At 65.1% G+C, this 24235-nt stretch carries 21 protein-coding genes; 7 read left to right on the forward strand and 14 right to left on the reverse strand.

The genetic code is table 11. The annotated features are described in order from the left end of the window. Positions 1-19: 19 nt before the first annotated feature. From BLU17_RS20565 to BLU17_RS20585, 5 genes are all read right to left on the reverse strand, one after another. Positions 20-2254: a polysaccharide biosynthesis tyrosine autokinase gene (locus BLU17_RS20565; protein ID WP_176929156.1), complete on the reverse strand. Its 2235-nt coding sequence runs from the start codon at positions 2252-2254 to the stop codon at positions 20-22. Positions 2255-2317: 63 nt separating this feature from the next. After that, complete coding sequence (locus BLU17_RS20570; protein WP_092000491.1) at positions 2318-3493, reverse strand: polysaccharide biosynthesis/export family protein; 1176 nt, start codon at positions 3491-3493, stop codon at positions 2318-2320. Further along, positions 3490-3939 carry an arsenate reductase/protein-tyrosine-phosphatase family protein gene (locus BLU17_RS20575; RefSeq protein ID WP_092000493.1) on the reverse strand — a complete coding sequence of 150 codons (450 nt, stop codon included), beginning with the start codon at positions 3937-3939 and terminating at the stop codon, positions 3490-3492. The genes BLU17_RS20570 and BLU17_RS20575 overlap by 4 nt, the downstream gene beginning before the upstream one ends. Positions 3940-3993: 54 nt before the next feature. Beyond that, positions 3994-5409: a UDP-glucose dehydrogenase family protein gene (locus BLU17_RS20580; protein ID WP_092000496.1), complete on the reverse strand. Its 1416-nt coding sequence runs from the start codon at positions 5407-5409 to the stop codon at positions 3994-3996. A gap of 83 nt (positions 5410-5492) precedes the next feature. Next, entirely contained in the window at positions 5493-6872 is a 1380-nt protein-coding gene (locus tag BLU17_RS20585) for an undecaprenyl-phosphate glucose phosphotransferase (protein WP_092000498.1), read from the reverse strand. A 497-nt stretch (positions 6873-7369) separates the two neighbouring features. Here BLU17_RS20585 and BLU17_RS20590 point away from each other — a divergent pair, with 497 nt between their 5' ends. Next, positions 7370-8890, forward strand: a complete 1521-nt coding sequence (locus BLU17_RS20590; protein WP_092000499.1) for a mannose-1-phosphate guanylyltransferase/mannose-6-phosphate isomerase — start codon at positions 7370-7372, stop codon at positions 8888-8890. A 49-nt stretch (positions 8891-8939) separates the two neighbouring features. Here BLU17_RS20590 and BLU17_RS20595 read toward each other — a convergent pair whose 3' ends face one another. Further along, positions 8940-10127 (reverse strand): transposase, encoded by a 1188-nt coding sequence (locus BLU17_RS20595; protein WP_092000502.1) that lies wholly within the window; start codon positions 10125-10127, stop codon positions 8940-8942. 643 nt (positions 10128-10770) lie between these two features. On the opposite strand from BLU17_RS20595, the gene BLU17_RS20600 reads away from it, so the two are divergent. Together BLU17_RS20600 and BLU17_RS20605 are read left to right on the forward strand one after the other, a co-directional pair. Continuing rightward, positions 10771-11238 (forward strand): YjjA family protein, encoded by a 468-nt coding sequence (locus BLU17_RS20600; protein ID WP_092000505.1) that lies wholly within the window; start codon positions 10771-10773, stop codon positions 11236-11238. A gap of 137 nt (positions 11239-11375) precedes the next feature. Next, positions 11376-11870 (forward strand): hypothetical protein, encoded by a 495-nt coding sequence (locus BLU17_RS20605; protein WP_092000507.1) that lies wholly within the window; start codon positions 11376-11378, stop codon positions 11868-11870. 33 nt (positions 11871-11903) lie between these two features. Here BLU17_RS20605 and BLU17_RS20610 read toward each other — a convergent pair whose 3' ends face one another. After that, the gene (locus tag BLU17_RS20610; protein WP_092000510.1) at positions 11904-12506 is read right to left on the reverse strand and encodes a DUF4337 domain-containing protein; all 603 of its coding nucleotides are present in this window, start codon (positions 12504-12506) and stop codon (positions 11904-11906) included. Positions 12507-12898: 392 nt separating this feature from the next. On the opposite strand from BLU17_RS20610, the gene BLU17_RS20615 reads away from it, so the two are divergent. Then, the gene (locus BLU17_RS20615; protein ID WP_092000513.1) at positions 12899-14104 is read left to right on the forward strand and encodes a helix-turn-helix transcriptional regulator; all 1206 of its coding nucleotides are present in this window, start codon (positions 12899-12901) and stop codon (positions 14102-14104) included. Positions 14105-14180: 76 nt separating this feature from the next. On the opposite strand, the gene BLU17_RS20620 is transcribed toward BLU17_RS20615, so the two are convergent. From BLU17_RS20620 to BLU17_RS20645, 6 genes are all read right to left on the reverse strand, one after another. After that, positions 14181-14882: an ABC transporter ATP-binding protein gene (locus BLU17_RS20620; protein WP_092000514.1), complete on the reverse strand. Its 702-nt coding sequence runs from the start codon at positions 14880-14882 to the stop codon at positions 14181-14183. Continuing rightward, on the reverse strand, positions 14882-15652 hold the full coding sequence (gene livG / locus BLU17_RS20625; RefSeq protein WP_092000517.1) for a high-affinity branched-chain amino acid ABC transporter ATP-binding protein LivG: 771 nt from the start codon (positions 15650-15652) through the stop codon (positions 14882-14884). Before livG ends, BLU17_RS20620 begins: the two co-directional genes overlap by 1 nt. After that, complete coding sequence (locus BLU17_RS20630) at positions 15649-16920, reverse strand: high-affinity branched-chain amino acid ABC transporter permease LivM (protein WP_092000520.1); 1272 nt, start codon at positions 16918-16920, stop codon at positions 15649-15651. The genes livG and BLU17_RS20630 overlap by 4 nt, the downstream gene beginning before the upstream one ends. A gap of 7 nt (positions 16921-16927) precedes the next feature. After that, positions 16928-17854, reverse strand: a complete 927-nt coding sequence (gene livH, locus BLU17_RS20635) for a high-affinity branched-chain amino acid ABC transporter permease LivH (RefSeq protein ID WP_092000522.1) — start codon at positions 17852-17854, stop codon at positions 16928-16930. Positions 17855-17986: 132 nt separating this feature from the next. Beyond that, positions 17987-19102 carry a branched-chain amino acid ABC transporter substrate-binding protein gene (locus BLU17_RS20640; protein WP_092000525.1) on the reverse strand — a complete coding sequence of 372 codons (1116 nt, stop codon included), beginning with the start codon at positions 19100-19102 and terminating at the stop codon, positions 17987-17989. 895 nt (positions 19103-19997) lie between these two features. Then, on the reverse strand, positions 19998-20393 hold the full coding sequence (locus BLU17_RS20645) for a PaaI family thioesterase (RefSeq protein ID WP_092000528.1): 396 nt from the start codon (positions 20391-20393) through the stop codon (positions 19998-20000). A 334-nt stretch (positions 20394-20727) separates the two neighbouring features. Here BLU17_RS20645 and BLU17_RS20650 point away from each other — a divergent pair, with 334 nt between their 5' ends. Next, complete coding sequence (locus BLU17_RS20650) at positions 20728-21873, forward strand: pyridoxal-phosphate-dependent aminotransferase family protein (protein WP_245746954.1); 1146 nt, start codon at positions 20728-20730, stop codon at positions 21871-21873. 28 nt (positions 21874-21901) lie between these two features. On the opposite strand, the gene BLU17_RS20655 is transcribed toward BLU17_RS20650, so the two are convergent. Continuing rightward, a complete protein-coding gene (locus tag BLU17_RS20655) occupies positions 21902-22663 on the reverse strand; it encodes a class I SAM-dependent methyltransferase (RefSeq protein WP_092000535.1) in 762 nt (253 codons plus the stop codon). A gap of 242 nt (positions 22664-22905) precedes the next feature. Between BLU17_RS20655 and BLU17_RS20660 the strand changes: the two genes are divergently transcribed. Together BLU17_RS20660 and BLU17_RS20665 are read left to right on the forward strand one after the other, a co-directional pair. Continuing rightward, positions 22906-23592 (forward strand): HAD family hydrolase, encoded by a 687-nt coding sequence (locus tag BLU17_RS20660; protein WP_092000538.1) that lies wholly within the window; start codon positions 22906-22908, stop codon positions 23590-23592. A 161-nt stretch (positions 23593-23753) separates the two neighbouring features. Next, positions 23754-24227: a MarR family winged helix-turn-helix transcriptional regulator gene (locus BLU17_RS20665; protein WP_092000680.1), complete on the forward strand. Its 474-nt coding sequence runs from the start codon at positions 23754-23756 to the stop codon at positions 24225-24227. Positions 24228-24235: the final 8 nt, after the last annotated feature.

The raw sequence follows: 24235 nt of genomic DNA on the forward strand, positions 1-24235 counted from the left end.
TTTCCGGGCTGCGCGCGCGTCATGCGCTCAGGTATTCGCGCACATTCGCGTAGCCATAGCCGTAGTTGCCCCGCGTACGCGCCGGCACGCCGTTGAACACGCCGCCCTGCACGCGCACACCCGCGTTGCGAAGACGCTTGAGCGCGTCGGCAATTTCGCCTTCTGTGTGCATGCCCGAGCGCAGCACGAGAAAAGTCGAGCCCGCGTGGCCGCCGATGATGGCGGCATCGGTCACCGCGAGTACCGGCGGCGTATCGATGAGCAGCACGTCGTAGCGGTTCGAGAGACCTTCGAGGTATTGGCCGAGACGCGGCGACATCAGGAGCTCCGAAGGATTGGGCGGACGACGACCGCACGAGATGAAGTGCAGGTTGTCCACTTCGGTCGCGCGAATAGCCTCGTCCAGCGCGATCTGCCCCGAGAGCAGTTCGGAGAAACCGTTTTCCTGCGGACCGCCCAGATAGCGTTCGAGCGCGCCGCGGCGCATGTCGCCGTCGATCATCAGCACGCGCTTGCCCGAATGTGCGAGCAGCACGGCAAGATTCGCCGTGAGGAAGCTCTTTCCGACGCCGGGCACCGAACCCGTCAGTACGACTACGCGATTGCGCGCGTCCATCACGCTGAACTGAAGCGACGTACGCAGACTGCGCAGGCTTTCGACCGTGAGGTCCTTCGGGTGCGCGTTGGCGAGCACTTCGCGCAGGCGCGTGCCGCCCCGCACGGGCGCGCGCTTTTCGAGCGCCGTCTGTTCCGGCGAAAGCGGCACGAGACCGTACACGGGCAACTGGAACGCGCGCTCGATCTGGTCTGGATCGACGATGCCCTTGAACATGTTGCGGCGCATGAGCACGAAGCCGGTGCCAAGAATGACGCCGAGCAGCGACGCCGCCGAAATGATAAGCAGCTTCTTCGGCTTCGAAGGCTTGCCGGGCCGCATGGCCGGATCGACGATATGCACGTTGCCGCCCGTGCCCACGCGCTGCACGGAGAGCTCCTGGATGCGATTGAGCAGCAGCACGTAGATGTCTTCGGCCACCTTCGCGTCGCGCTGCAGTTGCACGGCCTTCACCTCGGTTGCGGGCAGATCGCGGAACTTCGTGTCGTACTTCGCGCGCTCGCCCTGCAATTGTGCGAGCTGCTGGCGCGCCGCGATCAGCACCGGATGCTGGTCGCCAAAGCGCTGTTGCAGCGAGGCGATCTGCAGTTGCAGCGCCGAAATCTGCTGCTCGTACTGCACGCTGCCGTCAAGGTAGATCTTCGCTTCGTCGCTCGCGTTGATCGACCCAGACTTGCTCTGGTAAGCCGTGAGCGCCGCTTCGGCGTTCTCGAGATCGGCCTTCAGGCGCGGCTGCTCGCTGCGCAGGAAATCGAGCATCTTGCTCGCGTCGGCCTGCTTGGTGGCCACGTGCTCGCGCAGATACGACTGCGCCACCGCGTTGGCCACCGCCGCTGCGTGCCCGGGGTCGTTGTCTTCGAGCGAAATGTCGATCACGCCCGTCTGCTTGCCCTGCTCCTGGACCTGGATCGCGTTCTGGAACGCGCTGATCGCGTCGAGGTCGTTCATGCGCACGACCGTGAAGCGCGTGCCGGGGCGCGCCGTGAGCTTGTTCACGAGCAGCTTCACGCCGCCGCCCTGCTCGACCTGACCCACGGCGCCTTCGAGCAGGCGCGCGCCGTCCGGGGTCGAGATCACGTAGCGGCCGCTGTCGAGCGCGGTGAGCGTGAGCTTCTTGCCCTCGAGGTCGGGCGTAACCTCGATCGAGTCGATGTCCGCCACTTCGCCGCCCCACGCATACGAAGCGAGGCCGAACCACGGACGCGAAGGCGTGCCCGGCGTGGCGAGCCGCGCGGCGAGGCTGCCGATCACGGGCAGCGTGACCGGCGAGACCGTGGTGTTCAGCTTGAATTGCTTCACGACCGGCTCGACCACGCTGCGGCTCTTCATCATCTGGATCTCGGCGTCGGTTGGCAGACTGCCCGACGAGGGTCCCGAGCTGATGTTCGCGCCCGTTTGCGTTTGTGTGAGGGCCTGCGACGTGTAGTCGGAAGGCTCCACGCGCACCTGGGTGTCGGCCGTATAGACCGGTTTCGCGACATAGCAGTAAAACACGGCGATGGCGACGACCGCCGCAGCGATGGCGATGAGCCAGCCGATGTCGTCGATGATGACGCGCAGCAACTGGCCGAGGACCACGTCCTCTTCCTCGGTGCGGGCCGCCGGGGCCGCCTGGCTATTGGCTTGAGTGCTCACGATTCGATCCCGTTTATCAGGTGTTGCTCTTCGCATCTTCTTCCGAAGCTCGTCGGTCCCGCGCGCTCAGCGCGTGATCTGCTTCAGGTAGAAGACGGTCTGGATGGTCGGCAGCACCTGCTGCAACACACGGTTGAAGGTCGTCGAAGCGGCCGTGCCCACGTACACCACATCCAGCGGCTTGAGCTGGAACTGCGACGAAAGCATGATCGCGTCGGGCTTGGTCATGTCGAGCCGGTAGATTTCCGGCTGCGTTGGGTTGTCCTTCATGCCGCGCATCACAAAGATCTGGCGCGGGTTCGCGTCGGTATCGAGAATGCCGCCCGCCTGCGTGAGCGCATCGGCGATCGTGAGGTTGCCGCGGATAAGGCCCGTCTGCATCGGCGTCTTCACCTCGCCCATGACGAATATTCTGCTATCCGAACGATCTGGAATATTGATGACGTCGCCGTCCTGCAGCATCACGTCCTGGCTCGAATCGCCGCCGTCGAGCATGCGGTTCGCGTCGAGAACGTAGCGCTTGCCGCCACGCGTGAGACGCACGCGGTTGATGTCGGCGTTGTCGGTCGTGCCGCCCGAGCGCGTAATCGCGTCGACGAGCGTGAGCGGCACGTCGCTCACGGCGAGCGGGCCCGGCGTTTTCACGTCGCCCGTGACCTGCACCTTCTGGCTGCGATACGCGAGCACGCGCACATCCACCTGCGGATTCTTCACGTACGGCCCGAGTCCCGCTGCAAGCTGGTCGCGTATCTGGCCGGGCGTCTTGCCCGCGGCCATGATGCGGCCCACGAACGGGAAAAAGATCGTGCCGTCCCTGGCCACGGTCTGCCCGTAGGGGTCGGCCTGTCCCGGCAGCGCGTTCGTGTAGGGCTGCGTGAGCGCCTGCCCCACGGTTTGCGTGGTGTTGCCGCCCGTCGAGAACGTCGAGCCTTGCGGCGTCGAGAGCTCCGGGTGGTCGAACACGGTCACGCCGAGAATGTCCTGCGGCGCGATGTGATAGACGTAATTGGCGGCGCTCGTGAATTTCGAGGGCGGCAGCGCCTCTTTCGGCGCCGCCGCGGCGGCCTGCGCCTGCTGCATCACCACCTGCGCGGTGATGAGCTGCACGTTGAATTGCTGCTGCGGCTGGTTGTTCGGCTCTTCTTTCAGGCTCGACGTGTCGAGATAGTTGCCGGGCGCCGTTGCGCACGCGGAAACGAAGGCGCTCAACGCGACCGCCGCCATCAGTTTCAGTTTTGTCATTGGCATATTCGGCTCAGCCATCCCTTAACCATGCGATCCATCAATTCGAGACTGTCGCGATACGCCGACTCATGGAGACCATGCGGATCGGCGACATCGGAGTTCTCCCAGTTACCGAGCGCATACACCTTGCCGCGCGCGGTCGGTTCAATGCGCTCGACCTCGGCCACCTGGCGGCGCTCCGTCACCAGCACGAGATCGGCGCAGCGCACGAGGCGGCTCGTGAGGCGGCGCGACTGATGCTCGCCCACCTGCACGCCGCGCTCGGCGAGCAGCCACTGCATCACGGGGTCCATGTCGTCGCCGTCGCGCGCACGCAGGCCCGCCGAATGAAACTCGCCCGCCCGTGCGCCTCTCTGCTCGCGCAGGCGTGCCCGAAAGAGCTGCTCGGCCGCGGGCGAGCGGCAAACATTGGCATGGCAGACGATGAGCACGTCCTTGATCATGGTCGCGTGACTCCCTTCCTTTACGTGTCGCGTTGCGCGAAGTCCCGCGGCGGCTCAGGCCAGCGCCTGCGTGGCGGCGACTTCGGCGCGGGCGCGGCTCGCCTGGGTCGCGCTCGCGCGGCCCACGGCGTGGTACTCGATGCCGAGTTCCTGCAGCGCGTGCGGGTCGTAGAGATTGCGGCCGTCGAAGACGATCGGCATCTTCAGATGCGACTTGAGCGCGTCGAAGTCCGGCGCCTTGAACACCTTCCACTCCGTCGCGACGACAACGGCATCCGCGCCGCTCGCGGCTTCCATCGCGTCGTGCACGAACGAAAGCCGCGTCTGCTGTTCCGGCGCGCGCGCGAGATCGAGCGCGAGAACGCGCTTGGCCTCGTCCGTCGCAACGGGGTCGTAGGCCTTGACGCTCGCGCCGCGCGCGAGCAGTTCGGCGATGAGCGTGCGGCTCGGCGCCTCGCGCATGTCGTCGGTGTTCGGCTTGAACGCGAGACCCCAGACGCCGAACGTGCGGCCCGCGAGGTCGGAGCCGAAGCGCGTGACGATCTTCTGCGCCAATACCTGCTTCTGCGCTTCATTGACGGACTCCACGGCGCGCAGGATCTGCAGCGGCTCGCCGAAATCTTCTGCGGTCCGCATGAGCGCCTTCACGTCTTTCGGAAAACACGAGCCGCCATAGCCGCAGCCCGCATAGAGGAAGTCGTAGCCGATGCGCGGATCGGAGCCCACGCCGCGGCGCACCGCCTCGATATCGGCGCCCACGCGGTCCGCGAGATTCGCGAGTTCGTTCATGAACGAGATGCGCGTGGCGAGCATCGCGTTGGCCGCGTACTTCGTGAATTCCGCCGAATGCACGTCCATGTAGAGCGTGCGCTCGTGGTTGCGGTTGAACGGCGCATAGAGCCGCTTCATCACTTCGCGGGCGCGCTCGCCGGGCACGTCGTCGTTGCAGCCGAGCACGATGCGGTCGGGCCGCGCGAAGTCCTCCACGGCCGCGCCTTCCTTGAGGAACTCCGGGTTCGACACCACCGAGAACATGTGGCTCTCGCCGCGCTTGCGCAGTTCGGAGGCGATCGCGTCGTGCACGAGCGCGGCCGTGCCCACGGGCACCGTGGACTTGTCCACCACGACCTTGAACCCTTTCATGTGACGGCCGATGTTGCGCGCGGCCGCCAGCACGTACTGGAGATCGGCGGAGCCGTCCTCGTCGGGCGGCGTGCCCACGGCAATGAACTGCACGTCGCCATGCGCGACGGCCGCCTCGACGTCGGTCGAAAACGTGAGCCGCCGCGCGCGCCGGTTGCGTTCGATGATTTCCTGCAGGCCCGGCTCGTGAATCGGCACAACGCCCTGATTGAGGAGTTCGATCTTGCGTGCATCGACGTCGAGGCAAAACACGTCGTTGCCGATGTCGGCAAGACAAGCACCCGTTACGAGACCCACATAACCGCTGCCAATGATCGTCAGATTCATGCCCACCTCAAGAGTGATTGGTTCTTCGTGTCATGCGAAACGTTGCGCGCACAAGCACGAGCTCGACGCGCACTCGCTTCGCCTCAATATGCGTTCTGTCCTGCGAAGCCTTTCCACATCGTCATCGCCACGATGCGCAGATCGAGCGCAAAACTCCAGTGCTGCATGTAGTGCAGATCGAAGCGCACGCGGTCGCGCATCTTTTCCACGCGGTCGGTCTCGCCGCGATAGCCGTTGACCTGTGCCCAGCCCGTGATGCCGGGCTTGATGCGATAACGCGCCATGTAGCCGCGCACGAGATCCTTGTAGATGTCGTCGTGCGCGAGCGCGTGCGGGCGCGGCCCGACCACCGACATCTCGCCCTTGAGCACGTTGATGAATTGCGGCAGCTCGTCCAGGCTCGTGCGGCGCAGGAACGCGCCCACGGGCGTGACGCGCGGATCGTTGCGGCGAGCCTGCGTGACCTGGCCCGCCGCTTCCGCATGGACCTTCATCGAGCGGAACTTGTAGATTTCGAATTCGTTGCCGTCGAGCCCCTTGCGACGCTGCTTGAAGAACACCGGTCCCTTCGACGTGAGCTTCACGGCCAGCGCGATCGCGGCGAGCAGCGGCGCGAGCGCGACCAGCACGCCGCCCGCGAACACGATGTCGAATACGCGCTTGGGCAGCACGCGCAGATCCGTGACCGGCGAGGCCGCGAGATTGATCGCGGGCACGCCCAGCAAGTCGACGACGGGCTGACTGAAGAACGAGAGGCTGCGCACGTCCGGAATGAAGCGAATGTTCACGAAGTCGTTGCGCAAAGCCGTGACGATGCGGTGAATCGTGCGCTCCTTGGTGATCGGCAGGGCGAGCCAGAGTTCGCGCACGCCGTTCTCGCGCACGAATTCGAGCATGGCCTGCAGGTTGCGCTCCACAGGCACGCCGTCGATCGCGGCGGCGCCGTCCGCGTCGTTGTCCTCGTCGAATACGAGCGCGGGGTGAAAGCCCGCCTCGGGGTGATGGCGCATGTGCTCGACGAGGAAGCGGCCATAGCGCGGACCGCCCACCACGGCCACGGCCTTCTGGTTGTAGCCCTCGCGGCGAATGCCACGCAGCACCATGTGCACGAGCGCCTTCGAAACGATCAGCAGCGCCACCGAGGCGACGACCCACCAGGCGAGCCACAGGCGCGAGAGCGAATCGGCGCGGTGCACGCTGAAGCTCAGCAGCACGCCAGTGCCTTCCACGGCGAGCCACGCGGCGCACACGCGCGCAAAGAGGCCGTAGAGGGACTTGCCTCGCCACGACTGGTAAATGCCGAACGCGGGGAACATCCAGATCGCGAGTACGCAGTTGAACGCGAGCGCCACGCTTTCCGCGTCGGCGAGCGGCGAGACCTGGCCGCGGTGCAGGGCGGCCGCAAGCAGCGCGCCAGCGGCGATGGCGGCAACGTCGAAGATTCTGGCTAGAACGCTGAGCATGTCCGGCACCTCGGGTTAAAGGAATGAATCGCGGCCATGCGCTGCTGCCCATGGTCGATCGCTTCAGGAGTTTCTGGGAGTGCGTCGCCGATAAAACGCATGGCGCCGCTAATTCGGATCCGAATAAACCCTAATAAAGCGCGATAAAAATTCCGACCGCAAGGCTCAAAAATATCTCCAAATGTTTCGCCTCTTTCGGGTCATTTTTTTGAGAATTTTTTCGGGAAATATTTCCGGAACCCGCTTGTCTTACGGCCGGTACGCGCATGCTTGCAGGTACATTTTTCCTGATTCGCGTCGTGATTTCCGGTTCCGACAAGAAATTGCGAAGACGCCATGCGGAATTTTTATTCGATTTTTCATCGCGATTCCGATGTGACGGATGCGCGATTTAAATTTAATCCGAATATTTTCTGTTTTCTTCTTTACGACTCTATTTATGACGATTTTAAGCATGCTACAAATCGCAGCACCGATACCTTTTACAGGAGAGCGAGATGACGGATACGGATTCCGCAACGGCGTCGGCAAAGGCGTCGCAGACGCGGACCGAAGCGCGCAATGCATTGCAGGTATGTCCTGTCGTGCTTGCAGGCGGCGCGGGCTCGCGGTTGTGGCCACTGTCGCGCGAGCAATATCCGAAGCAGATGATCAATCTCGTTGGCGAGCAGTCGCTGCTCGCCAACACGGCGGGGCGCCTCGATGCGCTGGCCGAGCGCGTGACGCTCGCGGAACAGTTGCTCATCGTCTGCAATGAAGAACACCGCTTCACCACTGCCGATCAGGTTCGCGCAGCAGGCAAACGTGCGCGTCTGATTCTCGAGCCGGTGGGCCGCGATACGGCGCCCGCGCTCACGATCGCCGCCATGTCGGTGGTCGGCGCACACGAAGACGGCATCCTCGTGGTGATGCCGGCCGACCATGCGCTCGCCGACCTCGACGCATTCCGGAACGCCGTGGCCGAAGGCGTGCGGCATGCGGCGAACGGCCAGATCGTGACGATGGGCATCGTACCCACGCACGCCGAAGTGGGCTACGGCTACATTCACGTAGGCGAGCCGCTCGCGAACGCAGAACCGAACGGCGCGCGGCGCCTCAACGGTTTCGTCGAAAAGCCCTATTTCGAGCTGGCCCAGCAATACGTCGCTTCGCAGCGCTACTGGTGGAACAGCGGCATTTTCATCGTGCGCGCCTCGACCTGGCTCAAGGCGATCCGCCACTTCCAGCCCGCGATTTACGCGGCGTGCACGGAAGCCATCGAGCATGGCAAGGAAGACGGCGACTTCTTCCGCGTCGACAGTGAGGCGTTCGCGCGCGCGCCCTCGAACTCGATCGACTATGCCGTGATGGAGCCGCTCGCCGGCGACCCCGCGGTCGCAAGCGGCGTGGTCGTGCCGCTCACGGCCGGCTGGACCGATCTCGGCTCGTGGGACACCGTGTGGCAAGTCTCGCCGAAGGACGACGAAGGCAACGTCGCGCACGGACGCGTGATGTTCGAAGGCGCAAGCGACACCTTCGCGCATTCCGACGGCCGCCTCGTCGCCTGCCTCGGCACGAAGGACCTCGTGGTCGTGGAAACCGCCGACGCCTTGCTCGTCGCCGACCGCTCGCGCGCCCAGGACGTCAAGAAGGTCGTGCAGCGCCTCAAGCAGCAGCGCGGCAACGAAGCCGTGGCGCACCGACTCGTGCATCGTCCGTGGGGACATTACGATAGCGTCGACAGCGGCGAACGCTTCCAGGTCAAACGCATCGTCGTCGAACCGGGCGCGCGCCTCTCGCTGCAGATGCACCACCACCGCGCGGAACACTGGGTAGTCGTACGCGGCACGGCGCTCGTCACACGCGGGGAAGAACGCTTCATCGTTTCGGAAAACGAATCAGCGTACATCCCGCTTGGCGTGGCGCATCGACTGGAAAATCCGGGCAAGATGCCGCTCGAGATCATCGAGGTGCAGTCGGGCTCGTATCTCGGTGAAGACGATATCGTGCGTCTCGACGATCAGTACGGCAGGCAGTAAGTGAAGTAGATGAGGCAAGGCTGCGCGCCCCGGCGCGCAGCCCGCAGTCTCAGCGCGCCAGCGTGCGGTAGCGCGTTCCCGCGGGACGGCGTTCGGCGCTGCCGGACGCCGCATTGCTGGCGTCGCGCGCGTCGCTGCCGGTAAGCAGCGTGCCCGTGGCGGTGTAGCGTTGCAGCGGCGCGAGCCGCACGCTGCCGGGCACGGCCGGGGGCAACGAACGCGTGATGACGGCGCTCGACGCGTCGCCGCCGCGTGTCGCGCTCGCGCTGCTTTGCGCAGGCGGCACAGCAGCCCCCAGCGCGGCCTGCGGAACGCTCTGCGCAACACCTTTTGCAGCGGAATGCCTGGCGGGATGCGAGACCGGAAAGGAAGCGCCCGATGTGGACTCGGCCGCACCTTCGCGCTCGACCCATTCGCGCGCCCAGTCGAAGGCGAAATTCCGCGCCGATTCGCGGTCCTGGAACGGCGGACCGATCAGGCCCGACCGCTCGAGGCGCCTGCCATCCTTGAGGATTTCCACGGCCCCGCGAAACATGCGGTTGCGCACCGGCTGCACCGTCAGGCTCATCGTGTAGCCGCGCCATTCGGCGACCTGCACTGCCAAGCCCGCCGCGTGTGCGCCGCGATGCGTCGTGCCGCGCTCTTCGCGCGGCATCGCGCGGGTCGCCACCGGCTTGCTCACGCGGGCGGGCGCGAGCGGCGCGCCGGGTTGGGCGCTCCGTTCGGCCGTGGCCGGCGAGGCAAACGAAGCGGGCACTGCCGCTTCGCCGCCCGCGAGCTGCTGCATCATGCTCTCCATGGGATCGGCGAGCGGCGCGTCGGCGAGCGCGGCGGGAGCCTGCCATGCTTCGGGGCTCTTCCAGTACACGGCCGGCTGACCATCGTCCTCGGCCGACACCTCTTCGACCGCGACCGCAACCGGTTGCGTATCCGCCTGCGCCGGCTGGGGCACATAGACGAACTTGCGCCCGCGCTGCGACAGCAGCTCGACCAGTTCGAGCAGCGTGCCGCTCACGTGCCATTCCTCGAAGCGGCGCCGGCACGTGGGACCGGACGGATAACGCGCGGGCAAACGCGACCACGACTCACCGGTCGTCAGAATCCATAGCACGGCGTTGGCCACGACTCGCGGTTCGGCGCGAGGACGGCCGCGCCGATTGAGTCGAATGGGAGGTTCATCTGATACGAGCGAGCAGATCTGCATCCACTCGTCGTCGCTCAGTTCTTCGAAATTCATGCTGTTCTCCACGCAGCCGGACCGGGGCTGCAGTGACGGAGCACTTGCTTGCGGATCTTGACGTCCGCGTTGGCTAGCTCGGTTGCACCATATGCTTATATGACGTGTTCATTTGCGTCGCGAATCGCACTCTCGCAGTGCGTCCATTCACGGTATTGACGCAATACACGTGGTCTCACTCGTGCAAGGGAGAATTTGTGCAGGAAGCATACCACCTGAAACCAGCCGATGAGGAGGGCCGTAATAAGTGTTACGGTTAGAAACAAACTCCACCTTGGATCAGCGTGAATATTGCTGAAAAGCCCTGTAAACATGATGCTTTACATCATCGATACACTTGTAACAGGTTCCTTCGTTGCTCGTCCGCGCACTTTCCGCGCTCTCGCGCCGCCCACGATGCATGCATACCACTTGAAGCGAAGCGGGCTTCGACGAGCGTCTCGTTCGCGCCTTGCAACCATCGTTGTGCATGCAACAAATGACGCGGCGATGACACGCGCATGCAACCGGCATTATCCCGGCTGTCCCTATCGGGCCCGTTCCGGGCAACCGCCCAAACGCTCGCGCACAGCGTCATGCAGCGAAGCCGCGCGGACGAATCCGTTTATAGTAAGAAGGCACCGACCACCACGGAGAATCGTGTATGCAAACCTCTGCACCGCGCATCGCCACGGCGTTGACGGCTACCCTGACGCTGGCGTTGCTCGCGCCCTGGGGCGCCGCACAGGCCCAACTCGGCAACCTCCTCAACCAGGGCGGCAACAACAGCGGTTCGGCACAGGGCGCGCTCGGCAATATGGGGGGGCTCGGCAGCGCGCTTTCGGCGCCGTCGCTGACGTCCAACAGTCTCGGCAACGTCACGGGCGTGCTGCAATACTGCATCCAGAACAATTATCTGAACGCCGATGCCGCGGGCAACGTCAAGGACTCGCTGCTCGGCAAGCTGCCCGGCGGCCAGAACACCACCGATAGCGGCTATACGCAGGGCACGAGCGGCATTCTCACGGCCGGCAACGGCCAGAAGCTCGACCTCAGCGGCGGCGGCCTGAAAGAGGCGGCCACGAAACAGGTCTGCGACAAGATCCTGAGCCAGGCGAAATCGATGCTGTAACCCCCCAACCCGCATCAGGATGTGCGCGGGCGCACGTCCTGCGCAATTTTTGTGCCGCGCCACTTGAACATGGACGAAGTCTGGGTGTCGAATGGAGTCAAGCGGTCTTCTCCCCCCGGCATAGCCTGCTCGTAGCCATGACCAAGCACCCAATTTCCGTGGTATTCACGTTTTCGGCCGCCACGCTGTGGGCCACCGCCTTAACCTGGCTCGCCACGCTCGCCGCCCTGCTGATCCCGGTCTTCGCGCATGCGCAAACCTCAACCGGCGCGCGCGATCAGCAGTTCGACTGCAAGTCCGATCCCCACACGTTCATATCGTCGCTCATCGACGACAAATCGATCGACCCGCAACCGAGCCGCGTCGAGGCCAATTCGGTCAACGCGTTTCGCCCCGTGCGCGGCACGCGCCTGAGCGCGTTCGGCTTTCCGATTTACGTGGTGCTGGGCTACGACCCCGGCGACACGCTCTTCAAGCGCGGCGCGGGCAAGGAGATCGCGTCGCCGCTCTACGGCGTCGTCGTGTCCGCGCCCGCGGAAAAGGTGCGCTCGCGCGTGCGCGAAGCCAATAGCGACGCCACCGTGCAATCGGTGGTGCCGCTGCTGCTCACGGCCATCGTCTGCGGTGGGTAGTGGAGCGCGGACCGCCTCACCGCCCGCGTCCGTTCAGCCGCCGAAGAATGCCCACGCCCCCAGCCCTACGCCCACGACGCCCACGCCCACCGAGGCGTTCAGGAGCCAGCGCCGACGCGTGAGCAGCGTAATCGCCGTCAGCGCGATCGAGATCTGGATGAGCGTGGTGGCTTGCGCCCAGCGGTGATGCCCGTGAAGCAGCTTCTCGCTTAGCGCGTCGTCTTGCGCGACGGTCTTTTCAAGCGCCTCCGCCGTGGCGCGGATCGGCTCTTTCTGCTGGCGATAACGATCGGCGTCGCTGGCGAACCGGCGCTGCGCGGCGTCCGAATCCGGCGCGAGCGAGGCGAGCGCCGCGCCCAGCTCCGCAAGATTCTGCTTCTCGCCTTTCGCCTGGTAATAGGCCCATTGATTCGCGGCTTCGGTTTTGTGAATCGCCGCTTCGTTCTTGTAGTAGAGCGCGAGATTCTCGCTATTGCCGCTCTGGTACGCGAAAATCGCCCCGATCGAGGCGAGGATCGCGGTCATCACGGCCATGCGGCCCGGGAACGGGTCGCCTTCCCCATGCCCGCCGTGGCCCGCCGCGGCATGTTCGACGGCGTGGTCGTGCGGTCCATGCACTTCGTACTCTTCAGACATCCAAAGACTCTCCGGTTTCACTGATTCGTCGTCCGCCCGCGCTTCGTTCTCGCGACGGCGTGCGCGGCGCGCGGCGCCTTTTCCCCGTGCGGCGCCTCGTGCGGGACGCTCAATTATCGTGAGCGCGGCGCGCTTGTCCAGTCCCCGGAATGCATCGGATGTAACGAAAAGCGAAATCGGCGCCGACGAAAGCGAATCGTAGGTTCTATCGTCTATGCCTTGAGAGAGGCGCATCGGGATGCTGCAGCGCAGCCCCTCCCGCCTGCCGTTTGCAAACGTGGTCGTGCGCTGCGAGCCCGGCCCGCGTCGCTGCGTTGCCACATGGCCCTGTGTGACGTCGCGAGCATGCCCTTCGACCTCTGCCGTCACGAATCCACAGCCCGGAGACCATCATGGGGCCCGCAACGGCGGCACATGCTGCCGCCACCGATACGCCCGTAGGCAACGCGCATGCCTCATCTGCGACGTCCAGCGATCCGACCGGACCAGGCGGCCTCATCGAGGCGATCTACGACGCTGCCTTCGACGTCGGGCGCTGGCCGGACGTCTGTGCGCGTATCGCACAGCGAGTCGGCGCGCAACATGTGAACCTCACCGTGCTATCTCCCGAAAGCGCGTTTTCGCTGGACCGCTGGGAGGGCATCGCCGCTTCGTTTGCCCATTCGTATGCGCAGCACTATGGCGGCCTCGACCCGCTCATTCCGCAGGTGCGCCGCTGGGCCGCGGGCACGCTCGTCACCGACACGATGATCCGCCCTCAGGCCAGCCACGAGCGCAGCGCCTTCGTGCAGGAGTGGGTGCGCCCGCAGGCAATCCACACGGTAGCGTTCGCGAACGTCCTGCGCGAAGGCGGCGCGGCCGGCGTGCTCGGCGCGCTGCGCCTCGAAGCGCGTTTCTACAGCGAGGACGAACTGGACGCGTTGCGCGCGCTGCTCCCGCATGTGCGCAATGCACTGCGCGTGCAGCGGCACACCACGCCGTCATCGCACGACGAAAGCGCGCATGCGGGCACGGACGCGCTCGACGCGCTCGCGCATGGCGTGCTGATCGTCGACGCCGACGCGCACATCGTCTTCGCGAATCGAGCCGCCACGACGCTGCTCGCGCACGCGAGCGGATTGCGCTGCGAGCGCAACGTGCTCGGCGCTTCGTCGGCCACGGCCTCGCATCAGTTGCGCGGCTTGATTGCGCGCGCGGCGGGCCACGACGCGCGCACGGGCGGCGCGATGCTGATCGCCCGCCCCGCTCCCGACGAGCCGCTCCAGGCGCTGGTCTCGCCACTCGGCGCGCACCGGCATGCCGCCTTCGCACACGGCTCGACTCGCGGCACGGCCATGCTGATCGTGATCGATCCGCAGTCGGCGCGGCGCGGCGTGGAAACGCGGCTCGTCGCGCTGTTCGGCCTCACGCCCGCCGAAGCGCGCGTGGCCTGCGAGGTCGGCAAAGGACGCAACCCGAAAGACGTCGCCGAGGCGCTGCGTGTTTTACCCTCGACCGTGCGCACCCATCTGCATCACGTGTTCGCGAAAACCGCCACGCGCCGCCAGGCCGACTTGATGCGCCTGATCGCGCAGCTCGCCATCACGCGCGGCGATTGACCTACGCGATTGGCGTGCAGAAAAAAGCCCGCGCAGCCTACGCTGCGCGGGCCGGGACCACCTCCGCGCAGGACGGTCAACCGCCCAGGTAAGCGCGTTTGATGTCGTCGTTGGCGAGCAGGTTGTCGGCGCTATCGGCAAGCACCACGCGCCCCGTTTCCAGCACATAGCCGCGATCGGCCACGTGCAGCGCCTTGTTCGCATTCTGCTCGACGAGGAACACTGTCACGCCTTCCTCGCGGATCGTGCGGATAATGTCGAAGATCTGCGCAATCACGAGCGGCGCGAGACCGAGCGTGGGCTCGTCGAGCAGCAGCAAACGCGGCTTGCTCATGAGCGCGCGGCCAATGGCGAGCATCTGCTGCTCGCCGCCCGACATCGTGCCCGCGCGCTGCTTCGCGCGCTGATTGAGGCGCGGAAACAGCTTGAAAACGTGCTCGATGCCCGCATCGATTTCATGCTGCGAGGCGAAGAAGCCGCCCATCTGCAGGTTTTCGAGCACCGTGAGGCTCGGAAACACGCGGCGGCCTTCGGGCGAAATCGCCATGCCCTTGCGCATGATTTCGTGCGTGGGCATGCGCGTGATGTCCTGCCCTTCGAACATCACGTGTCCCGACGAGGCGCGCGGCGTGCCGCACACGGTCATCATGAGCGTGGTCTTGCCGGCGCCGTTGCTGCCGATCAGCGTAACGATCTCGCCCTTGTTCACTTCGATCGACACGCCCGCCAGCGCTTCCACCGCGCCGTAATGGGTATGGACCTTTTCCAGCTTCAGCATCAGTCCTCTCCGAGATACGCCTTGATCACGCGCGGGTCGTTTCGCACTTCGCAGGGTTTGCCGATCATGATCGGCTTGCCGTGCTCCATCACGAGAATGCGATCCGACACGCCCATCACGAGACTCATGTCGTGCTCGATCAGGAGTACGGAGATTCCGAACTCGTTGCGCAAGCCGTCCACCATCTGCTGCAGCTCGACCTTCTCCTGCGGGTTCAACCCGGCAGCGGGCTCGTCGAGCATCAACAGGCGCGGATCGGTGATCATGCAGCGCGCGATTTCGAGCCGGCGCTGATGGCCATACGAGAGCGTGCCCGCCTCGCGGTTCGCCACCTGCTTCAGGCCCACGCGCTCGAGCCAGTACGCGGCGCGCTCGAGCGCGGCGCGTTCGGCGCGGCGGTACGCGGGCGTCGCGAAGAGGCCGCTCAGCATGTTGCGGTTCACCTTCAGGTGCTGCGCGACCATCAGGTTTTCCAGCACCGTCAACTGCCTGAAGAGACGAATGTTCTGGAACGTGCGCACGAGACCGCGGCGCGCGACCTGGTGGCTCCGCTGGCCCGTGATGGCATGGCCGTCGAGCACGATGTCGCCGGCGGTCGGCCTGTAAAAACCGCCCACGCAGTTGAACACCGTGGTCTTGCCCGCGCCGTTCGGCCCGATGATGGCGAACACCTCGTTCGGACGCACGTCGAAGTCGATGCCGTCCACGGCCAGCAGGCCGCCGAAGCGCATCTGCAGCCCCGCTACTCTCAACAACGCCTGTTCGCTCATTGCGGCAACTCCACGTGCGGACGGCTCGCGGGCAGCAGCCCCTGCGGACGCCACATCATCATCAGCACCATCACCAGACCGAAGATCAGCATGCGGTACTCGGCAAAGCCGCGCGCGACTTCGGGCAGCACCGTGAGCAGGATCGCAGCGAGCACGACGCCAAGCTGCGAACCCATGCCGCCCAGCACCACCACGGCGAGAATGAGCGCCGACTCGATGAACGTGAACGACTCGGGCGTCACGAGCCCCTGGCGCGCGGCGAAGAACGCCCCCGCAAGACCCGCGAACGAAGCGCCCAGCGTGAACGCCGAGAGCTTGATGCGCGTGGGATTCAGGCCGAGCGAGCGGCACGCGATTTCGTCTTCGCGCAGCGCTTCCCATGCGCGGCCCATCGGCATGCGCAGCAGGCGGCTCGTGACGAATAGCGTGAACGCCACCAGCACGAGCGCGAGCAGGTACAAAAAGATCACCATGTGCTCGCCGCTGTACTCGATGCCGATCAGCTCGTTGAAGGTCTTCGCGCCTTCCACGCTCGCGTGGCGGGCCATTTCGAAGCCGAACACGGTGGGCTTCGGAATGCCCGAGATGCCGTCCGGTCCGCCCGTCATGCTCGTGAGGTTGTTGAGCAGCAGGCGAATGATTTCACCGAAGCCGAGCGTGACGATGGCGAGATAATCGCCGCGCAAACGCAGCACCGGAAAACCGAGAACGAAGCCGAACGTGGCCGCCGCGAGCGCGGCGAGCGGCAGGCATTCCCAGAACGTGAAGCCGAAGTACTGGTTGAACAGCGCATACGTATAGCCGCCAACCGCGTAGAAACCCACGTAGCCCAGGTCGAGCAGGCCCGCAAAGCCCACCACGATGTTCAGGCCGAGGCCGAGAATTACGTAGATGAGCGCGAGCGTCGCGACGTCCACGGCGCCGCGCGATCCCATGAACGGAAACACCGCGCCGAACGCGAGCAGCACCCAGATCGCCACGCGCTGCTGGCGCGCGCCGAGCGCGGGCGCCCTGGGCAAGCGCACAGCACTCGTTGCGCGCGCAAACATCGGCCTGACGAGCTGGAACACGAACACCACGGCGGCCGCGATCCACACAGGACGCCAGTGCTGCTGCAGCACGACCTGATAGCCGTCGAGCGTGAGCTGCAGGCCAAGGACGGGCGCCGTGAGGATGAAGGTCGCGACGGCGGCGGCAAGCGCGCCCTTCACCGTTTGCGACGAGGTGGCGCCCTGTGCGGGCGCCGTTACCGAAACAGTCTGACTCATTGCGCCCTCACACCTTTTCGACGTCCGGCTTGCCGAGCAGGCCGGTGGGACGGAACAGCAGCACGAGCACCAGCAGGCCGAACGCCACGACGTCCTTGTACTCGGCCGGCATGTAGCCGGAGGCGAAGGTTTCGGCGAGGCCGAGCAGCACGCCTCCGAGCATCGCGCCCGGAATACTGCCAATGCCGCCGAGCACCGCCGCCGTAAACGCCTTGATGCCCGCGATAAAACCGATATACGGATTGAGCTTGCCGATCGTGAGACCGATCAGCACGCCGCCCACGGCCGCGAGCATCGCGCCGAGCACGAACGTGAACGAGATCACGCGGTTCGTGTCGATGCCGAGCAGGTTGGCCATCTTCATGTCCTCGGCGCAGGCGCGGCACGCGCGGCCCATGCGCGAGCGCGAGATGAAGAGCGTGAGCGCGATCATGAGCACGATCGTCACGCCGACGATCAGCATGCGCGAGTACGGAATCGTCACGTCGAAGTTGCCGCCCATGTTGAAATCGAGCGCGCCCGAGATGAGCATCGGCACGGACACGTCGCGTGCGCCCTGCCCGATCTGCACGTAGTTCTGCAGGAAGATGGACATGCCGATCGCGGAGATGAGCGGCACGAGGCGCGGACCGCCGCGCAGCGGCCGATACGCCACGCGCTCGACCGCGAAACCGTAGAGCCCGGTGACGACCACCGAGACGATGAGCGCCGCGCCCAGCACGAGCGGCAGCGGATAACCCGCCGAGGTGCCGATGGCCGTGAGCGTGACGAGGCCCACATAGGCGCCGATCATGTAGATCTCGCCGTGAGCGAAGTTGATCATGCCGATGATGCCGTAGACCATCGTGTAGCCGATGGCGATCAGCGCATAGATCGCGCCCAGCGTGAGCCCGTTGACGAGCTGCTGGGTGAACTGCGGAAGAAAATCATTCATGCGTAAGCCACGCGGCCGTGAAGCCGGTAAGAGAGCCTTGAAACGGGTTGATCCTTTTATTTTCGTCGCGCGCACAACCGCATTGCATGCCCCGCCTCGGGCGGCAAGGCATGCACGGCGTGCAGCGCGGGATCAGTTCGCGGCGGTCTTGGTGGCGTCCTTGTGCCACGTGTAGACGACAAAGCGGAACGACTTCAGGTCACCCTGCGCGTCGTACTCGACCTTGCCGATCGGCGTGTTGAACGCGTTCTTGTGCAGGTAGGCCGCGACCTTGGTCGGGTCGGTGCTCTTCGCGCCAGCAATGCCGTCGGCGATCACTTCGACCGCCGCATACGATGGCATCTGGAACGGGCCGTTTGCGTCGCGCTTCGCGTCGGCGAAGGCCTTTACGAGCCTAGCGTTGGCGGGGTCCGACGCGAAGTCGGCAGGCAGCGTGACGAGCATGCCTTCCGAGGCCGGGCCGGCGATCGCCGTCACGTCCTTGTTGCCCACGCCTTCCGGTCCCATGAACGTGGCCTTCACGCCCTGTTCGCGCGACTGGCGCATCAGCAGGCCCATTTCGGGGTGGTAGCCGCCGAAGTAGACGAAATCCACCCCTTGCGACTTGAGCTTCGTGACGACTGCGGAGTAGTCCGAATCACCGGCGTTGATGCCCTCGAACACGACGACGGGAATATGCGCCTTGTCGAGCGCGACCTTCACCGACGTGGCGATGCCCTGGCCGTACGACTGCTTGTCGTGCAGGATCGCGACCTTTTTCGGCTTGACCTTGTTGATAATGTAAGCGGCGGCGGCGGGGCCTTGCTGGTCGTCGCGGCCGATGGTGCGGAAGACGAACTGGCGCTTCTTGCCTTCGGTCAGCTGCGGCGCGGTCGCCGACGGCGTGACCATCACGATGCCTTCGTTCTCGTAGATGTCCGAAGCCGGAATCGTCGAACCCGAGCAGACGTGGCCGACCACGTACTGGATGTGCTGCGACACGATCTTGTTGGCGACGGCGACGGCTTGCTTCGGCTCGCATGCGTCGTCCATCAGGACGGCTTCGAGCTTGTTGCCGTTCACGCCGCCAGCGGCGTTGATCTGCTCGATCGCAGTCAGCGCGCCCGCCTTGACCATGTCGCCGTACTGGGCGACCGGGCCGCTGAACGGGCCGGCAATGGCGATCTTCACGGTGTCGGCGTTCGCGCTTGCGCTCAATGCGAGCAGCGCGGCGGCCAAGGAAACGGCGGTAAGGCGGGACAACGTCATCAGGAGCTCCTCGATTGTTTTCGGGTCAACCGGTCAGACGGCATGACCTGCGCAAACGAACAGCACCCCAATACACCTGCCTTGGAGAACGACCACGACGAGCACCAGAAAAAAGACGTGACGGGGCCCGGCGTGTATCAGCGCCCTGATAGGCGGCTGAGTTCGGAGAATCTGTTGAGTTACAGATTCTGTTGCGCAAGCAATCCGCCTGCCCCGTTCGCTGCATTCCGTACCGGAAAGGTGGACCGGCCCGAATCAGCGACGGGCGGATGCTACCAATAATCGCTTTCTACTGCAACTGTGGATTTTCTCCGATATCGGCGGGAGTATTGGCATGGGTCAATTGAGAGGCGGGCGCGAAAGCGCGTTGAAAATTTCCGGAAAAATCGAACCGCGTACCGCAGTACGTGACTCCCCAGCTTGGGATGCCCGGCTGACGCGGTTGTGGGGGGCAGGAAAAATCAGACTTTCCCGGAGACCACGAAGCTTGTTTTAACTGGCATTGCCACCCAACAGGCAAATCGAAGGAGATCGGAAAAACTTCCGACGACATCCGCCCGCTTAACGAATTCCACGATCGATAATAGATGGGAGGGAAAACCCTAAATACAAATCACGACAAATCATTGATTTACAAGAAAATTTTATTTCCAGATCGTTAAATTTCAATTTTTAAATCCGGCCTCTTGAATTCGCAATCCCCAGACGCCATCCAATCAACCAATTTCCAATCCAGGAGCAAGAAACCTTACTGGCTCCCGGCTTTTTCCATAATCGAACCGTGCAAGCCGGAATAGTCCCGACGACGCATGCGCGCATCCGGCGCCCCCGCGTCCGGCGCGGCAGTCACTTGCGAAATTATTTCGGATGCCGATTCAATTTCCCCGATCGAAAATCAGGACGTTCTTGAATACTTGAAGGTCCCCTGAGCGCTCGCAATCAGCAAACGGTCATCCACCCACGCCTCGGATCGAGCGAAGAAGATCGAGCGTCCGCCGCGCTCGAGAAAGCCCTTGGCGCGCACGAACCGGCCAATCCCCTTGTCGAGATAGTTGGTCGTGAGCGAGAGCGTGAAGCCGTGGCGCGGCGGCTCGCCGGCTGGCGCGAAGAGTCCCGCGTAGCCCGCCGCGGCATCGAGCAGCGTAGCGATGGCGCCGCCCTGCAAGACGCCCTGTCGATTGAGCTTCGAGGCGTCGATGGGCATCACGAGCTCCGCATAGCCCTCGCGCCACTGCGCGACGCACACGCCAAGCGTTTCAAGAAACGGGTTGTCCACGGCGAATTGCGACATACGCGGCCTTCCTTGCATTATCCGGCGATGCGTTCGATTATAGAGCGATGCGCCGAACGCCGAAGCGGCGCCCGAACGACTGTTCAGGAAAATTCCGCGCAACTGTACATGGTCAGTACCGCCGCGCCGCACAACACTGCCTGATGGCCGCGACAGCGCGCCTCCCACGCAACCGACTTCCAGGTCAAACCAGGTACCCGAAATGAACGACAACGCGCTCCACCCCGATCCGCTGGCCACTTCGCGCACAGCGGCGGCCGCGGCCGAGGCCGCGCCTGTCCCTTGCCCCGCCGTCGAGACGCTCGACCGCATCCTTCCCGAGGAGCCGCTCCTCATGATGGGCGCGGGCCCCGTGCCGATTCCCGATGCCGTGGCCAAGGCCAACACCGTCGTCATCAATCACCTCGGCGACACCATGGCGCGCGTCATTCATCAGGTGAAGACGATGGCGCGCTACGTGTTCCAGACGCGTTCGAACTGGGTGCTCGGCGTGGCTGGCCCCGGCTCGGCCGCCATGGAAATGGCGATTTCGAACCTCGCGTGGCCCGGCACGCGCGTGCTCTCCATCGTCAACGGCTTCTTCAGCGCGCGCATGGCCGAAATGGCGCGCCGCGTGGGTGCCGAAGTCACCACGCTCGACGTGGCCGACCGTGATATCGCTTCGCTCGAGGCCGTAACGCAGGCCATCGAGCGCACGCGTCCGGCCGTCGTCACGATCGTGCACGGCGAAACGTCGAACACGGTCTGGAATCGCGAGCTCAGGGAAATCGTGCAGATCGCCAAGGCCGCCGGCGCGCTCGTGGTGGTGGACGCCGTCTGCACGCTCAGCACGATGCCGCTCGAAATGGACGGCTGGGGCATCGACGTCGTGATAACGGGCGGGCAAAAAGGGCTTTCGTCGATTCCCGGCGTTTCGCTGATCGCCTTCTCGGACGCCGCCTGGGAGCGCGTGCGCACGCGCACCGCGCCGAACACACACTGGTGCCTCGACGCCATGCTCGCCGAGAACTTCTGGCACAACGCCGGCTATCACTACACGGCGCCCGTCTCGGGCGTGCTGGCGCTGCACGAAGCGCTACGCCTCGTTTGCAGGGAAACGCTCGAGAAGCGCTACGCGCGCCATCTGCGCTGCTCGCTCGCGTTGCAAAGCGGCGTGAGCGCACTGGGCCTCGCGCTGTATACGCCGCAGACCTGCCGCCTGAATTCGGTGGTCGGCATTGCGTTGCCCGCAGGGGCAACGGCGCACGAGGTGTGCAACCACATCTCGCAGCAATATCAGGTCGAGATAGCCGGATCGTTCGGGCTCCCAATCGTTCGCATCGGGCAGATGGGCGAACAGTGCCGCGAGCACAATCTCTTTCGCACCGTGCACGCGCTTGGCCGCACGATGTGCGATCTGGGGGTCAAGGTCGATCTGCCCGCCGGCGTGGCCGCGCTGGAAGAGTCGCTCTCGGCCAGCTCGCGCGAAGCGCGACGCTAAGCCGCCTGCCAGGCAGACCGTTAGCCGCTCAAACGCGCCGCGCCCGCACGCAGATGAACGCCGGAGCCTGCGTCAGTTCGGCGTGCAGCGCCGGCGACACCGCCTTCATTTCCGGCTGCGGCACGGGCTCGAGCACGCGGTCGATGATCCAGCCGGTTTCCGTCAGCGCGTTGAAGAGGTCGGCGAGCGGCCGCCTGAACGCTTCCACCCACGGCTTGGGTTCGCCGAAGCCGCCCCAGTGCAAGCCGAAGCGCGCCGTCTCGAAGTAGGTGCGCGAGCCGCGCGTGCGCGTGTCGATCCAGTCGCGCATGGGATGCGCCATCGAAAACACCAGCAGCGCGCCGGGGCGCGCCACGCGGTGAAACTCGCGAAACGTCGGCACGAGATGCTCGACGTAGTCGAGCGCCAGCGAGCACACAATGCGATCGAACGCGGCGCTCGCAAGCCAGTCGAGCGGCTGCGCGAGGTCCCCCGGCGATACCTCGACAGCGAGGCCCGCGCAACGGACCTTCGCCAGTTCGACCATCGCGGGCGTAACGTCGAAGGCCTGCACGCGCGCGCCCTCATGCGCCAGCTCCGCGCTCACGATGCCGGGCCCGCAGCCCGCATCGAGCAAGTCGAGCCCCGCCACCGGACCAAGCAGCGAACGCGTGGCAGGCCGCTCGTATAACGCGTTATGCGGCTTGACGGGCGCCTGCTCGGCGTAGCGGTCGGCGAACTGCGTGTAACTGGCGTGCCCCGGAAGCTCGGTGATGGCGGCGGCGGTGCGATTCTTTTCGTCGGCGGACATGGCAGCGGTTAAGCGAAGAAGCTCGGAGACGGGTATTGTCCACCGTCGCGCGCCATGCCGCCAAATATTGCAGTCAGTGTCGCTGCGCCATCCGTCACCTGACCATTCGCCACCCAGGCGGCACACCGCGCGCCTGCCCGAGAAGCCGACGCCTTTTCGCCAGTCCGGTTATCATCGCGCACTTGCGCGCGCCGCTAGCGAGCGCAAGCACTCCAGCGCAACCAGGCAAACGCAGACACACGATGCCCCCCATCCCTTTCGACGCCGTCCTGTTCGACTGTGACGGCGTGCTGGTCGACTCCGAACGCATTACCCACGTGGTGCTCACGCAGATGCTGGACGAACTCGGCTGGACGCTCACCGTCGACGAAGCCATGGCCATCTTCGTCGGCAAGGCCGTGAAAGACGAAGCGACGCGCATCGAGGCGCATACGGGCTTCGCGATCACCGATGCCTGGCTCGAGGGCTTTCGCGTGCGCCGCAACGATGCGCTCGAGCGCGATCTCGTGGAGATTCCGGGCGCCCCCGCGGCCGTACGCGCCGTGCATGCGGCAATGGATGGACGCATCGCCGTCGCCTCGGGCGCGGACCGGCGCAAAGTCGAACTGCAGTTGCGCAAGGTGGGCCTCATCGATTGCTTCGAGAGCCATATCTACAGCGGCCACGAAACGCCGCGCAGCAAGCCGCACCCCGACGTCTATCTCGCGGCGGCGGCAGGTCTGGGCGTGCAGCCGGGCCGCTGCGCGGTGATCGAGGACACGGTCACCGGTGCGCGCGCGGGCCTCGCGGCCGGCGCCACCGTCTTCGGCTACAGCCCGGCAGAGCCCGGCCACCGCAGCGCCGGGGCGCTGCGCGAAGCGGGCGTGGCGCAGGTATTCACCGCCATGGCGCAGCTTCCCGCCCTGCTTTCGAGCTGGTCGAACACGTAAGCACGTATTAAACAGGCGCGCGCGGCCTGGCTGTTGGCCGCACGCATCACTTGCGCATCACGCGCGAAGCAGTCCGCCCACGACTCGCATACCATCCGGACGTGGCGCTGCGAAAGAAAAAGATAGTTTGCTATCGAATAGCCTTGGGCTATCATCCGCCGATGTCGAATCTTCATACTTTACGCCTCGCCGTCAGCAGCACGCTCGTCGTGGCGGCACGCAAATGGCGGCGCACGACCCACGGCGCCCTCACCGCGTACAACGTTTCCGAAGCCTGCGCGGCGCCGCTGCTCACGGCCGGGCGTCTCGGCGAAGCCGTGCGCCAGGTGACGCTCGCGGAACACGTCGGCATAGAAGGCCCTTCGCTCGTGCGCCTGCTCGACCAGCTCTGCGCCGCAGGCCTCGTGCGCCGCGACGAGGACCCCGACGACCGCCGCGCAAAAACGATCACGCTGACCAATGAAGGCCGCGTCGTAACGGCCCGCATGGAGGACGAACTGCGGGGGCTGCGCGCGCGCGTGCTCAAGGGCGTGACCCGCGCCGACCTCGAAGCGACGCTGCGCGTGCTCAACGCATTCAATGCCGTCGCGTCCGGCACCGGGACCGATCAAAACGATCAGGCCTTGCACGGCTGAAAGCAGAA

Origin of the sequence: Paraburkholderia lycopersici, assembly GCF_900096975.1 — a bacterium.
GTDB classification, from domain to species: domain Bacteria; phylum Pseudomonadota; class Gammaproteobacteria; order Burkholderiales; family Burkholderiaceae; genus Paraburkholderia; species Paraburkholderia lycopersici.